Raw genomic sequence first — 13113 nt, forward strand, 5'->3', positions numbered from 1 at the left:
AAATGGATATTATTGTTGAAATAAAGGGATTTACCTTGTCCCCTTAGTGTGTTGTCTATCAGTAGATTGTTTCATCCAGAACCTCTTTTTTGTTGTATGTATTTCCACTAGAAAGGATTATGAACCAAACAAAGACTCCCTCTTCAAATGTTTCGTTTAACTCTAGAGAGGTTCCTTATTTTCGTGCTTTAGAGCAGGACTTGGTGCGTAAGACAAAGATGACTAAATCCGCTGTCTATAAACAGGCGCTTAAGGAGTATCACGGCAAACACTTTACCCATCAAATGTGAAATGAATATCAATACGCTCGTGAGCATTCGTAAATGGTACGAAGACCAGTTAGAACCATTAAAAGGGTCTCCTGGTCACTCAACTGTTAGGCGATATATCTATCAGCGTATTAATGAAATCAATATGATTTTGTTTTCGCAGGATGAGCAAGAGACCTTGAGGTCACTTGATGCTTTGTTCTTGCTTGAACCGATAAGTAGAAATGCATCCCCAGTCAATCCTGATATCAATACAACCTATGAGGTGACCGATGAAGAGACACCCGATTTCGTTTTCAACCTTTGCAGCAGAAGCAAAGGCGTCTAAGACTAAGCAAGAAAAGCGAAGGAAGAAAATCAGCAAACTCCAGAGCAGAACTGGCGGTTCTGAGGAACTCTGGTCTGGACTTGAAGGCAAGGAATACAGCAATCCAGCAGACCTCAACTGGAAAGCAAAGGACACCTATACAGAGCAGTTCCTGGACCGCTTAAGAGACTTGCTCAGGACTAATACAGAGATGACCCCGCTTGAGGTCACACAGCGTCTCTACATCATTTACGACGAAACTATTGGACAACGATGATGAATATCAAGATTAACCGACTCAACGAACGATACCTCAGAGAGATGATTCAAAAGAACTCTAGATATGGTTCTATGGAGTCCCTTGTCAATGAAGCAGTAGACCAGTTCTATCAGCAAGAAAAGAAACGAAGATTTAAGTGATTTTAGAATGATTGGATGATACAAATCATTTTCAAGTCGGTAAATTCAAAGTAATCTTTGAAATCGTGCTTGATGACAGCGACAGGAATGGAAAAACGCTGTCGCATATGAGGGAACTCATCTTCAAGCATGACAATCAGGAAGATCCAGCATCTGCTTTGAAGGACTTCTATGAGCAATTCCAGGAGATGGCGATTCTCGGGAACAGCGTTAATGATTTTCCTGCACTTATTTTTATAGTATTTGCAATGGGAGAAGTCGGTCGCTTTGAATTTAATGCAAAAGATGCATGGTTTGCATCATTCTTCGCACGAAATCGCCCTAAGTGTATAATAGAATCAAACCACAGTTCAAGTGCATCATGTTAAGAACTCTTGGGAGACTTGTCTCGACCGCTTTTTCGCTCGGTCTTATTTGGTTCGGGTATACCCAGATTAGATCTGGTGTATCGACGATGAGTGGTTCCTCCTCTGCGTCAAATGACAAAGACAAAAAAGAATACTCAATTGACGATGCAGAAATGGTTAAAACTATTGCTGGATTGTCTGAAGAGTTTGAGCAAAATTCTGTTCGAGCAGAGAATGCTTACATGGGTAGAATTATAGCATTCGATGGGATTGTTAATTCGATCGATGACTCTCCCTTTGGAGATAATAGCGCAATAGTTTCGATTCGAGATCCTTCCTCTAGTGAGTACACTTTAGAAGGGTTTGATTGTCGTCACAAGCGTGATGATGTCGCAATTGTAAGTCTAAATAAAGGTGAATTTGTGTCGGTTGTAGGAAAACTAAAGTCAGAAACAATGGGTCTAAGTTTTGCAGGATGCACATACAACTTGGATGGAGTGGGGTCATTTCAAAGGTTTGATGCTGCGGAATACGAAAGGAATCAAAAATTGAGCATGGAGAAAATGGTAAAACTAAGAAATTCTTTGAGTGAATTTACTGTCGACGACGCTTGCGGAAAATCGAAAATTTTGGAGGATTGCGATGGCGGAGTGTCCAAGTCTGCTGACAAAAAGAATTATATGATTGTCTGGAACAGCAAGTTTGCAGATCCTAGGTATAGACAAGACGAAAATGGTATTGAAGTGGCAATAAAAGAAGACGGCGAATTTAAAAGATATATGGGTTCTTGGGAAAACTCGAGAAACTCTTTAAGGGTGTACTTCAACCCTTATGGGAGAGTGGTGGTTTACGCAGATAATAAAGGTGATTTTAGTTTGAGTCCTTCGTCTATGGGACCTGCAAAAATGTCCTTTGGGTCTTCAAATGCAGAAACAGTATTCGTGCACAATCTCGGCGCTCAATAGATTGGTGCAGTTAGCAGTTAAGAGTTTTTATTTAATAGTCCTGCTCTCTTTGTAGATCTTCGAGTGGACCAACTCAAGGAAATGCTTTCGGTTTTCGATGTTCCAACAACCGAACGGTTGCGATAACACCTGGGAAATGAGCAGGCACTGGGATCAGGGTGTTCCAATAACAATGTTCGGTTGCTATGGTTTCACTAACACCCTTTTTGGAACAATGACCGCCCGCAGCGTTGGATATGCCCGCTGTTCCACGGCATCACAGAAAACAGACGCTCAGGTTGCAGCGTTGAAAGAAGCAGGTTGCGCGGTCGTCTTTGAGGAGACCATCAGCACGAGGGTCAAAGAGAAAGACCGACCTCAACTGCAGGCGGCACTGAATGCCGTCGTGGAAGGCGATGAATTGGTGGTGGCGAAGTTGGATCGCCTAGGCAGAACTCAGGTGGAAGTGGTTTCCCGTCTGCATCAACTGCAGGAGCAAGGGATCCATGTCCGAACGCTTGATGGATTGGTCAACACCAAAGGACTAGGCAAGTTCGCCCCTGTCCTTATTGGTCTGCTTTCTGGTTTGGCGGAAGTGGAACGCTCACTGATCCAAGAGCGAACCCTGGAGAGCATCCAGCACCGCAGATCAATAGGCGGGAACTTGGGCGGTCGCCCAAAGACCAACGAAGCAAAGGAGCGCCTGGTGCTGCGCCTAAGGGAGGAGGGGTGCTCCTATCGCTCCATTCGAGAGCAGACAGGACTGGCGCTCTCAACGATCCGTCGGATCATTGCTGAACAGGAGGCGGTGTCGTGCTGAAAATCCTTGTTGGCGTTGGACTTGGGTTCTTTCTCTTCACCAACCCAGAGGCAAGGCAGATCACCGCAGACCTGCTGAGATCAACTGCGAATGCGATTGCCCCTGAGCAAGACGGCAAGACTTTTCAGGACAGGGTGAAGGATGCCGTGGTGGAGAAAGTTAAGGAGGGCGACTAATGGGAAGGGGAAGAGGGTAGTTCCGAGTCGAAGAACTGAACCCTTTTATGGAATGGCACCTACATACGACAGAAGCGTCATTAGAGATCGCCTCTGCATCAGCAAAGAGGATCGCCAGGGTGATCGGACGAAGAACATGAGTCCTGAGCGAAGACGGAGCATTATTGACTCAGGTGGATCCTTAAAAGCGCCCTAGTTGACTTGCGACTTATGAGGTTCCTGCTGCTCCCCCTACTGCTCTTGTCCCTTGCCACTCCAGCAATCGCTCAGATGAAGTTCGTTCTGCAATACCAAGACCAGTTCGGTTCCTGGAGGAGGTGGGGTGAGAAGCACAACGAGGGTGATGCCTACAGGACTGCCACGGCGAGAGCGAAGGCAACGGGCAAGCGGTTTCGCATCGTTGATGGCAACGGCAACCTCGTCGACCTTGTGACCCCCTAGGAGCACACCCCCTCTACGTCACTCGGAAGGTGAATCTGGGAGACTTCTTTGCGGCGAATCAGAACTGCTGATTCACCTTCCGCTCACCTTCCGTGTCGTTCAAGAAGAAATCCCCGAGAATGCAGTCACAATCAGCACTCTCAGGGATTTTCTCAAAGGCGGCACCCAGATTCGAACTGGGGATAAAGGATTTGCAATCCTCTGCCTTACCACTTGGCCATGCCGCCGTGAGGGAGACTCAATTCCCTGCAGCGGATCGTATCAGCCACTCTGCTAGCTCTCTGCTCGTAATTTGCAACGGGCATGGCGAGGATCTGATTGCCCTACGGGTCTTGGAGGCATTACATCACAAATGTCCGAATCTGACCATTGAAGTGCTTCCCCTCGTAGGGGTAGGACAAGCTTTTGAGCATGCCTTAGCCGCTGGATGGCTTAAGCGCCTGGGCCCTTCAGCGCCCTTGCCAAGTGGTGGCTTCAGCAATCAAAGCTTGCGGGGCTTGATTGCTGATCTTGCCGCCGGACTCACTCTGCTCAGCTGGCGACAGTGGCGATGTGTGCGTCGCTCAGCCAAAGGTGGCAAAGCCATTCTGGCAGTAGGAGACCTGCTTCCCCTGCTCATGGCATGGAGCAGTGGTGGGACCTATGGCTTCATCGGCACACCAAAAAGTGATTACACCTGGAGAAGTGGACCAGGCCGGGCCTTTAGCGACCACTACCACCGCCTCAAAGGCAGTGAATGGGATCCCTGGGAATGGGCCCTAATGCGATCTTCTCGATGCCGAGTGGTTGCCGTTCGTGATCAGCTCACCGCCAGAGGACTACGACGCCACGGGGTAGCCGCAAAAGCGCCTGGAAACCCAATGATGGATGGATTCAAGGTCGAATCAATTCCTACCGCCCTCAACCGATACCGGCGACTGTTATTGCTCTGTGGAAGTCGAATGCCCGAAGCAGGCACGAATTTCAAGCGACTCCTTGAAGGCCTAGGCCAGCTCGAAAGCGATTTACCGCTAGCAGTACTTGTAGCCCTTGGCTCCCAACCCAGCTTCAACCAGATCGAAGCCATTCTAAGAACCGATGGCTATCTACCATCCATCCCCCCCATCGACACCCTGGGAGCCAAGGCCTGCTGGGTCAAAGGTACAAAGCTCGTACTGCTCGGGCCTGGTCAATTCAGCCGCTGGGCGGCCTGGAGCGAAGTGGGCCTTGTCACCGCTGGAACCGCCACAGAGCAACTTATAGGTCTAGGGATTCCGGCCTTATCCATGCCTGGACCAGGACCACAATTCAAACAACAATTCGCCATGCGCCAAAGTCGCCTCTTGGGAGGAGCCGTACTGCCCTGTCAAAGCAAAGAAGAACTGGCAGAAAGGATGCAGAGACTGTTAAAAGACGACTCCCTTCGACAGCGGTTAGGCAGGATTGGCAACAGACGAATGGGAACAGCTGGCGGGAGTGATGCACTCGCAGCACTGATCTCACAGCTTTTGTTAGGGCATACGAGAGCACCTAGACAACGCTCTGTTTGACCCGCCATAGCGGATACTGAACGCTTGCAGCACCACTGCCATGGCGGCCATGCAGGACCATGCCTTAGTGAAAATCTGCGCCGAACTGGCTAGCTGCCTCAGCATTAGCCTTGCCTCGGCCCGAAGAAAGGTTGAACTGACAGCAAGTCGAGAGGAGGTTAGGGATCTTGAAGGCCGCAAGGCCATTGCCGAACGTCTACTTGAGGAGGCTCGCTCACGCCCAACAGAAGGAGAAAACTCCTCAGGTTCCCAACTCGACCGACTTCTGGAAGCTGTGGCCAGTGAAGAAAACTTCATGGTCGAGGACTAAAGCCCACGACACTCTTCAATGTTCAAAGATCTGGGTGAATCGCAAACGATCCAGTTCCGCGATGACAGGAATGCAGCTGAAACAACGCTGAGCCATCTCCCAGCGCCCCTCTCGTCGCAACATCATTTCTAGACGGTGCCTAGCCGGAAGCAGATATCGAGCATCGTTGGCTGCATAGGCCAACTGAACATCGCTGAGTTCCTCAACCCTTCCCCAATCACTGCTCTGGGCCTGCTTATCCAGTTCAACTCCAACCAACTCCATCACCACCTCCTTCAACCCATGGCGAGGGCTATAGGTTCGTGCAAGTCGACTGGCAACCTTTGTGCAGAAAATGGGCAAAACGGAAATGCCCAACCCGCTAGCAAGTGCAGCCACATCAAAGCGAGCAAAGTGGAACACCTTTTCAACAGAAGTGGCCTCCATTAGCTTCTGCAAGCGAGGGGCAGAGGTCTGACCCAAACCGATCCGCACGCATGCCACATTGTCGGCAGGGTCACAAATCTGCACGAGACAGAGGCGGTCACGGCCATGAATAAGTCCCATGGCCTCAGTGTCTACCGCGATGGCAGATGCTCTGAGATATCGATTCGCCCAATCGGCGTCGAGATCCCCATCGAAAACGACAAAGCTTGCAGGAGCTTGAGAAAAGTCGGCCATTAAGCAAATGGCGCAGGGCCAGGACAGATCCTCACCACTCTGAAGGGCAACAACGCCGGCTCGCTCATTTTGCTGATTTGAAAACGGTGTCGAGACTGGGTTGAATCGGGCATGATCACTCGCTCGCCTTGAGCATCCGACGCATGCCCTCGCTGAACTGTCTGGCCGATATCAAGCAGGATTTTTTCAACCACCGCCACAGTTTCTAGATCTGGGAGCAACCGTCTACAGGTGGCTGATCTACTTGCTCAACGCAGTCAAATATCAAGCAAGAATCTTGCATCAACTAGCACTGAAGCAGCCACGCCATCGGCTTGCGAAACGCATGCTGCAAAAAGCCCAGAATTTTCTAGAGAGCTAAGGCTCATATAGCAACACCAACCAACGCTGTCGAAAACGTGATCCGACCAAATCGAATGCTTCTTACAGCACAAGCTGATGCAAAGCAACTGATAGAGCCCTGCCATGGCATCGTAAAGACCTAGAACAGGTGGGTTCATCAGCACCCATGCACTAACGCGATGCCGGCGGTCTTCTCCTCGACCCTGCTACTCACAGTGCTACTGGCCATCGGCCTGGTGTTCTTTCTGCGGGCAGCAAGTAAAGACCGAACCACGGTTGTAGATGTTCACTCACCGCGGCCCCCACTAGAGGTCCTCAATGGAATGATCCACTGGCTGGAGGAACGAGGCTGGAAGCAAGATAGTGGCGATGCTGATAGACAACTACTTCGCTTCAGTGGAAGCGTTGCCTCCAGCCAATCGCTGGCAGTCCTGTTATCCCTATACGCTGCAGTTGGTTCAGGCTGCCTTGGACTGGTTGTCCGCCAGCTGTATCCCGTACTGGACTGGTGGCCGCTTCTGCTTATTGGTCTGGGCCCACTCGCAGGATTGATCTATAGCAAACGTGCTAACCGCATTGAAGCCGTTGAACTTCGCTTAATCAGCGCCAACGACGACGAAGGCAGCACCCTGCGGCTGAGGGCCCATCGCGACGAATTGATTGCCATGGAATTAGAACTCTCCCAGCGCCTTGAGCTGGCTAGCGACGGCTCTCTTCTTTCCTCTCCAATCTGAGTGATTTCAAATCTCATCTGGAGAGGCAGAAGCCTATTGCTTCTGAGCACAGCTTTCAGCTTTGGGATCAGCTTGCTTGGCCCGGCCACTGCATTAGAAGCATCGCCTTCGCCAGCGATTGCAGAACTAAACATCGGTCCCCGCACGCGCTTAAGGGGCAATTGGGTAGGTCGCCAACCTGTGTCTTCCTGGTTAAAGATTGTGGTCATGGCAGGACATGCCGACTCCCAAGACATGCATGGATCTGGCACCTCTGGTGCTGCAGTTGATCGAAGAGGCGCAACACCGATGAGTCCCCACATGCGTGACGAACTCTTTTGGAACCGGAAGGTACGCGATGCAGTCGTTGCCCTCAGCAAGCAAAAAGGACTCAATATCATCGGCTACGACCCAGGAGCACTCTCAATTGCTAAAGCGAGTGATCCACGTACCAACTGGTCAGTAGCTCGCCGCCTTTCCAGGCAAGGCGACTACATCCTTGAGATTCACTTCGATGCATACAGCCCGCATGGATATGGATCTGGACTGATCCCGGCCCTAAATCGCAACCTCAACCGAGTGGATGAAAGTCTTGCTCAGAGCTTCGGCCGCTTTCCCAGACTCTTCCGGGGAGGCCTTGGTGGACCACGACGCGGCATCAGCATCCTTGAGATCGGAATGCTGGAAGGGATTCTGGAGGCCAATCTCCGCAACCCCAAAACCAGAGAAGCAACCATTCAAGCCATCGCCCTTAAAGTCACCGATGCTTTGATGCTGGGAGTACGTGGAAAGACGTCTTCTAATCCACCGCCTGATGAGGTCGACAACGCTCATCCAACGTCGAATCCTCAAACCAATTCTGAGGTCGAGTAAACAAATCAGTGAGCAAAGCCTCCCTTGAATCAGCTGGTGCGACATATCCATACTCCCAACGAGCCAGTGGTGGCAAAGACATCAAGATCGACTCAGTTCGGCCATTGGTTTGCAATCCGAAAATCGTGCCCCGATCCCAGACCAGATTGAACTCCGCATATCGCCCACGGCGATATAACTGGAATTGACGCTCTCGATCGCCATAGGTCTGCTCCTGACGTTTCTCCACAATCGGCACATAAGCCGGCAAGAAAGCCTTCCCACAAGCCTTGGCCAGGTCAAATAACTGATCCCAGCTCTTCGGATGAGGCCCTAACTCCCGTGAGACCTGTGCAGCCGGACCCTCAGGGTTTTGACCTTTGTAAAGCACTCCAGATCCATCCTGGTAGTCGTAAAAAATTCCACCCACACCACGGGTCTCACCACGGTGCTTCAGATAAAAATATTCGTCACACCAAGGTTTAAAGACCTTGTGGAGCTCCGGTCCAACCGTATCGCAAGCCTGCTTGTGAACGCGATGGAAATGGCGGGCATCTTCCAGGTAGGGATAAAACGGCGTGAGGTCAGCGCCACCGCCAAACCACCACACCGGCCCCGCCTCGAAATAGCGGTAATTAAGGTGGATCGTAGGCACATAGGGATTGCGCGGGTGTAGCACCATCGAAGTGCCGGTAGCGAACCAGGGATGCCCCTTTGCCTCAGGCCGCTGATTCAGGATCGATGGAGGCAACTCCTCGCCATGCACCTCAGAGAAATTAACGCCGCCCTGTTCAAAAACTCTGCCCTCACGCATCACCTTGGATCGCCCACCACCACCTTCAGGCCGCTCCCAACTGTCAGTCCTAAAAGATTGGCCACCATCAAGACGCTCCAGTTCATTACAGATCTCATCTTGCAATCCGAGTACCAACTCACGTGCACGTTCGCGCGAGTGAGGAGGAGGAGCTTGGCCAACATTCTCAGAAGCACCCATAACCTTGCCAATCAAAGTAGGAACCATGCAGACAACAGTAATAGAATTGCGTTGTATTTTGCGACAGGACAAATCTGTCTTTGTGTCTTTTACAGATATCGCCCTTGAGAACTGTCACGAGAGTCCACACATAGGATCCTCTCACCTGAAGGAAAGGCATGGCCACGGCCGAGCAGGCACACACTGCGCTTGATCAAGTCAAGGATTCAGGCAGCGGCCGCTCGGCTCTTGAAATGGGATGGATTGACCAGGTCCGTGTCATTCCTCCTCGCGCCGTCATCCGCCTCACCTTGCCTGGATTTGCCCAAAGCCAAAGGGATCGATTGGCACAAGAAGCTCGACAAGTGCTCCTAGAACTCAACGGAATCAGTGAGGTACAAATTGAGCTTGGAGAAGCTGCCAGCCAGGGACCTATAGGCCAGGCGGGCCATGGACAATCTGCCGAGCCCCAGGCCATCCAAGGGGTTCGGCAGATTGTCGCCGTAAGCAGTGGTAAGGGAGGTGTTGGCAAAAGCACCGTGGCCGTCAATCTGGCCTGCGCACTAGCCCAGGAGGGCCTAAGCGTGGGACTGCTCGATGCCGATATCTATGGACCAAATACTCCAACCATGCTTGGAGTCGCTGATCGCACGCCTGAGGTCAGCGGCAACGGTGCTGAGCAATGCATCATTCCGATCGAAAGTCATGGGATAGCCATGGTGTCGATGGGTCTGCTTATCGAGGAGAACCAACCAGTGATCTGGCGCGGCCCAATGCTCAACGGGATTATCCGCCAGTTCCTCTATCAAGCTTTGTGGGGGGAGCGGGATGTTTTGGTGGTCGATCTACCTCCAGGCACTGGCGATGCACAGTTGTCACTAGCGCAGGCAGTTCCCATTGCGGGGGTGGTGATTGTCACCACCCCCCAGAAAGTTTCACTGCAGGATGCTCGCCGAGGGCTGGCAATGTTCAAGCAAATGGGCGTCAACGTGCTTGGTGTGGTCGAAAACATGACCGCCTTCGTCCCCCCCGATCAACCAGAGCGTCGTTACGCCCTATTCGGCTCTGGAGGGGGAGAGCAGCTGGCGATGGAAAATAATGTCCCTCTGCTGGCACAGATCCCTATGGAAATGCCTGTGCAAGAGGGGGGTAATGAAGGTAGCCCCATCGTTCTTAGCCGACCCGAATCAGTGAGTGCCAAAGCCTTCAAGCAATTAGCCAAACAAGTTCTGGATTGCGCCTCCCAGGCCAGCTGACCATGCTTTCAAGCCAGAGGCGGAGACGCAATGGTGGCAATTCCTTCCGTTCTAAGGGGCATCTACGCAGATGGTGGAAAGAACTGGATCTAGTGCTCTGGGGGGTGCCATTGGCCATGGTGATCCTTGCGGGCGTCCTGATCGCCAGCACTCAAAGACAGGCTGATTACGCCGACTGGTATCACCACTGGATCACCGCTGGACTGGGATGCTTGGTCGCTCTGTTGCTGGCCAGATTGCCACTCCAGAAGCTTCGCCCGCTATTAATTCCCCTCTACGCACTCACTGTTCTGAGCCTGGTAGCCGTTCGCCTCATCGGCACCTCCGCCCTAGGCGCTCAGCGTTGGATCAGCATCGGTGGGGTGAATGTTCAGCCATCTGAATTCGCCAAACTTTCAGCAATCCTCCTTTTGGCAGCAGTACTTGACCGCCACCCGATAGAACGCCCCATCGACCTGATGAGGCCTTTGGCCGTGATTTCTGTGCCCTGGACACTGGTCTTCCTGCAACCGGACCTCGGTAGTTCACTCGTGTTCGGCGCCTTGCTGGTGACAATGCTCTATTGGTCCAGCATGCCCTGGGAATGGGTCCTGTTGCTCCTATCACCTCTAGCGACAGCACTCCTTGCCGGTCTATGGCCTTGGACTCTCTGCGCATGGATCCCTCTGATGGGTTTCCTGGCCTATCGCTCACTGCCATGGAAACGCCTAGCCAGTTCGCTCACTTTGGCGTTGCAAGGAATCGTGGCTGTTACCACCCCTTGGCTTTGGTTGCATGGCCTCAAGGACTATCAAAGAGAACGGCTGGTGCTGTTTCTCGATCCCACCAAAGACCCCCTAGGTGGTGGCTATCACCTCCTGCAGAGCACTGTGGGCATTGGCTCTGGCGGTCTATTTGGCACAGGGCTGCTGCAAGGTCAACTCACCAAGCTACGTTTCATCCCCGAGCAGCACACCGATTTCATCTTTAGTGCCCTAGGGGAAGAAACTGGCTTCATAGGGACCATCCTTGTCGTAACAGGCTTCGCGCTACTAATGGGACGCCTACTACAAGTTGCCAGAGAAGCCCGCACTGACTTCGAATCACTGGTTGTCATAGGAGTCGCCACGATGGTGATGTTCCAAGTGGTCGTGAACATCTTTATGACCATTGGCCTTGGTCCTGTAACTGGCATTCCCTTACCCTTTATGAGCTATGGCCGCTCAGCAATGGTGGTGAACTTCGTAGCACTTGGACTCTGTCTTTCGGTGGCACGCAGAGGCCACACAAGACTCAACAACTGGTGAGTCATTCCATCTCGCTCACCACGATCCAACAACGACTTGCAGAAGGTGTCCCTCCTGGCCGGGTCGATGAAGCCACTGTTCGACGACTGTGGTGGGCAGCTCTGGACACCTTGCAAGACGACATCCTGCTGCCAATGAATCCTGAGAAGGGGCTTTGGCTGGCAGCACCCTTGCCTGCGCTCTACGAGCCAAGGCTGCTCGAACGCTTAAAAGGATGGGTCTGGGCACCAGACGAGCTCGAAAGCCTCCATTCTCCCCAGGGCGGGCTCTTACCTCCCAGTCGTGTGAGGTCAATCCATGAGAGAAGCAATTCAGCCGTCGGGGGCTATCAACGTTTGCCACTGCGCCAGAGCGATGGCCACGAGCCCCTTCTGCTGATCATCACACCGGACGTTCAAATTGCCCTGGCCCTGCATGGCAAACCCGCAGAGCGCCATCTGCTGATGCGCAGTGATCAAGAAACCCTCAGTGATCTCCTGAAGATGCTGGACCTGAGACTTAACAGCGAAGACCCTGACCATGCCATTGAGCTTCGTCAGGCTTTGGCAGACCTAGGACCTTTACAAAGCAACCCTGAACTAGAAAAAATCTTCTGGCCTCGACTTGCGGAACGGTTGGCCGGCATGGCCCCAAGTCTCACACTGCAACCGCTTGCTGAAAGATCACACCCGACCAAAGCCAGAGGAGAAGCCAATCAAGAAACGAGTGCTGAACTCATTCTGCTGGAGGCACTCACACATGAGGTGCGAACCCCGCTAGCCACAATCCGAACCCTGATCCACACCTTGCTGCGGCGAAATGACCTTCCTGGTGTCGTAGTCAACCGTCTCAAACAGATCAATGCTGAGTGCACTGAGCAAATTGATCGATTCGGCCTGATCTTTCATGCCGCAGAACTTCAACGACAGCCACCGGAAGCCTCCATGCTCGCCCATACCGACCTCGGCGCCATGCTGGCAATGCTTCATCCAGCCTGGTGCCAGCAGCTCGAACGCCGCGGGGTAGAGCTCCAGCTCGATATCTCTCCTGATTTACCAGAGGTACTTAGTGATCCAAGACGTCTTGAACCGATGCTGGGTGGACTAATTGATCGTACGAGCCGCGGCCTGCCAGCAGGTGGAAGCCTATCGCTCACGCTTCGCCCTGCAGGCCACCGCCTCAAGCTTCAAATCCTGAGCCAAATACCCAATATTGAAGAGCAAGCAGCCAGCGGTAAGGATCAAAACGCTGATCTAGGCCCAGTGCTGAGCTGGGATCCAAAAACCGGCAGCCTGCAACTCAGCCAAGCTGCAACCCAACGAATGCTTGCTAGCTTGGGTGGGTGGCTGACACAGCGTCGGGACAAAGGGCTCACAGTATTTTTTCCCATCGCTGAGGAAAAACTTTGAGCTCCAAAACAAGCCACAATGTTGACGGGTGTGAAGCTTGCTGCCAAGCAGTGCCATAGGGCACAAAACGCAGTGCTACT

At 52.2% G+C, this 13113-nt stretch carries 16 protein-coding genes and 1 tRNA gene; 13 read left to right on the top strand and 4 right to left on the bottom strand.

Annotated elements, in window-relative coordinates; genetic code table 11:
- Nucleotides 1–541: 541 nt before the first annotated feature.
- From EV12_RS01755 to EV12_RS13025, 6 genes are all read left to right on the top strand, one after another.
- Nucleotides 542–853 carry a hypothetical protein gene (locus EV12_RS01755; RefSeq protein WP_036911235.1) on the top strand — a complete coding sequence of 104 codons (312 nt, stop codon included), beginning with the start codon at nucleotides 542–544 and terminating at the stop codon, nucleotides 851–853.
- 154 nt (nucleotides 854–1007) lie between these two features.
- Nucleotides 1008–1364, top strand: coding sequence for a hypothetical protein (locus tag EV12_RS01760; RefSeq protein ID WP_036911237.1), 357 nt, complete (start codon nucleotides 1008–1010; stop codon nucleotides 1362–1364).
- Between the two features lie 86 nt (nucleotides 1365–1450).
- Nucleotides 1451–2308 carry an OB-fold protein gene (locus tag EV12_RS01765; RefSeq protein WP_193742111.1) on the top strand — a complete coding sequence of 286 codons (858 nt, stop codon included), beginning with the start codon at nucleotides 1451–1453 and terminating at the stop codon, nucleotides 2306–2308.
- Nucleotides 2309–2522: 214 nt separating this feature from the next.
- Nucleotides 2523–3107: a recombinase family protein gene (locus EV12_RS01770; RefSeq protein ID WP_036911289.1), complete on the top strand. Its 585-nt coding sequence runs from the start codon at nucleotides 2523–2525 to the stop codon at nucleotides 3105–3107.
- Complete coding sequence (locus tag EV12_RS01775; protein WP_036911241.1) at nucleotides 3101–3283, top strand: hypothetical protein; 183 nt, start codon at nucleotides 3101–3103, stop codon at nucleotides 3281–3283. Before EV12_RS01770 ends, EV12_RS01775 begins: the two co-directional genes overlap by 7 nt.
- A gap of 210 nt (nucleotides 3284–3493) precedes the next feature.
- Complete coding sequence (locus EV12_RS13025; protein ID WP_072014254.1) at nucleotides 3494–3724, top strand: hypothetical protein; 231 nt, start codon at nucleotides 3494–3496, stop codon at nucleotides 3722–3724.
- 156 nt (nucleotides 3725–3880) lie between these two features.
- Here EV12_RS13025 and EV12_RS01785 read toward each other — a convergent pair.
- A tRNA-Cys gene (locus EV12_RS01785) sits at nucleotides 3881–3951 on the bottom strand.
- On the opposite strand from EV12_RS01785, the gene EV12_RS01790 reads away from it, so the two are divergent.
- On the top strand, nucleotides 3952–5253 hold the full coding sequence (locus EV12_RS01790) for a lipid-A-disaccharide synthase-related protein (protein ID WP_241466521.1): 1302 nt from the start codon (nucleotides 3952–3954) through the stop codon (nucleotides 5251–5253).
- Between the two features lie 40 nt (nucleotides 5254–5293).
- Nucleotides 5294–5563, top strand: coding sequence for a hypothetical protein (locus EV12_RS01795; protein WP_036911245.1), 270 nt, complete (start codon nucleotides 5294–5296; stop codon nucleotides 5561–5563).
- Between the two features lie 15 nt (nucleotides 5564–5578).
- Here the strand turns inward: EV12_RS01795 and EV12_RS01800 are convergent, their stop codons facing one another.
- A complete protein-coding gene (locus tag EV12_RS01800) occupies nucleotides 5579–6223 on the bottom strand; it encodes a ribonuclease D (RefSeq protein WP_036911247.1) in 645 nt (214 codons plus the stop codon).
- The gene (locus EV12_RS13385) at nucleotides 6223–6444 is read right to left on the bottom strand and encodes a hypothetical protein (RefSeq protein ID WP_036911249.1); all 222 of its coding nucleotides are present in this window, start codon (nucleotides 6442–6444) and stop codon (nucleotides 6223–6225) included. Before EV12_RS13385 ends, EV12_RS01800 begins: the two co-directional genes overlap by 1 nt.
- A gap of 300 nt (nucleotides 6445–6744) precedes the next feature.
- Between EV12_RS13385 and EV12_RS01815 the strand changes: the two genes are divergently transcribed.
- A complete protein-coding gene (locus EV12_RS01815; RefSeq protein WP_036911252.1) occupies nucleotides 6745–7299 on the top strand; it encodes a cofactor assembly of complex C subunit B in 555 nt (184 codons plus the stop codon).
- Between the two features lie 36 nt (nucleotides 7300–7335).
- Complete coding sequence (locus EV12_RS01820; RefSeq protein ID WP_036911293.1) at nucleotides 7336–8151, top strand: hypothetical protein; 816 nt, start codon at nucleotides 7336–7338, stop codon at nucleotides 8149–8151.
- Here EV12_RS01820 and hemF read toward each other — a convergent pair.
- The gene (gene hemF, locus EV12_RS01825; protein ID WP_036911254.1) at nucleotides 8078–9151 is read right to left on the bottom strand and encodes an oxygen-dependent coproporphyrinogen oxidase; all 1074 of its coding nucleotides are present in this window, start codon (nucleotides 9149–9151) and stop codon (nucleotides 8078–8080) included. The genes EV12_RS01820 and hemF overlap by 74 nt on opposite strands.
- Before the next feature lie 131 nt (nucleotides 9152–9282).
- Here hemF and EV12_RS01830 point away from each other — a divergent pair, with 131 nt between their 5' ends.
- Genes EV12_RS01830 through EV12_RS01840 form a run of 3 tightly spaced genes read left to right on the top strand, consistent with a single transcriptional unit; the run spans nucleotide 9283 to nucleotide 13033 of the window.
- Complete coding sequence (locus EV12_RS01830) at nucleotides 9283–10359, top strand: Mrp/NBP35 family ATP-binding protein (RefSeq protein WP_036911256.1); 1077 nt, start codon at nucleotides 9283–9285, stop codon at nucleotides 10357–10359.
- 2 nt (nucleotides 10360–10361) lie between these two features.
- Nucleotides 10362–11645, top strand: a complete 1284-nt coding sequence (gene rodA, locus EV12_RS01835) for a rod shape-determining protein RodA (RefSeq protein WP_036911257.1) — start codon at nucleotides 10362–10364, stop codon at nucleotides 11643–11645.
- Complete coding sequence (locus EV12_RS01840) at nucleotides 11642–13033, top strand: sensor histidine kinase (RefSeq protein ID WP_152562338.1); 1392 nt, start codon at nucleotides 11642–11644, stop codon at nucleotides 13031–13033. Before rodA ends, EV12_RS01840 begins: the two co-directional genes overlap by 4 nt.
- The last annotated feature ends 80 nt before the right edge of the window (nucleotides 13034–13113 follow it).

Origin of the sequence: Prochlorococcus sp. MIT 0701, assembly GCF_000760295.1 — a bacterium.
GTDB lineage: Bacteria > Cyanobacteriota > Cyanobacteriia > PCC-6307 > Cyanobiaceae > Prochlorococcus.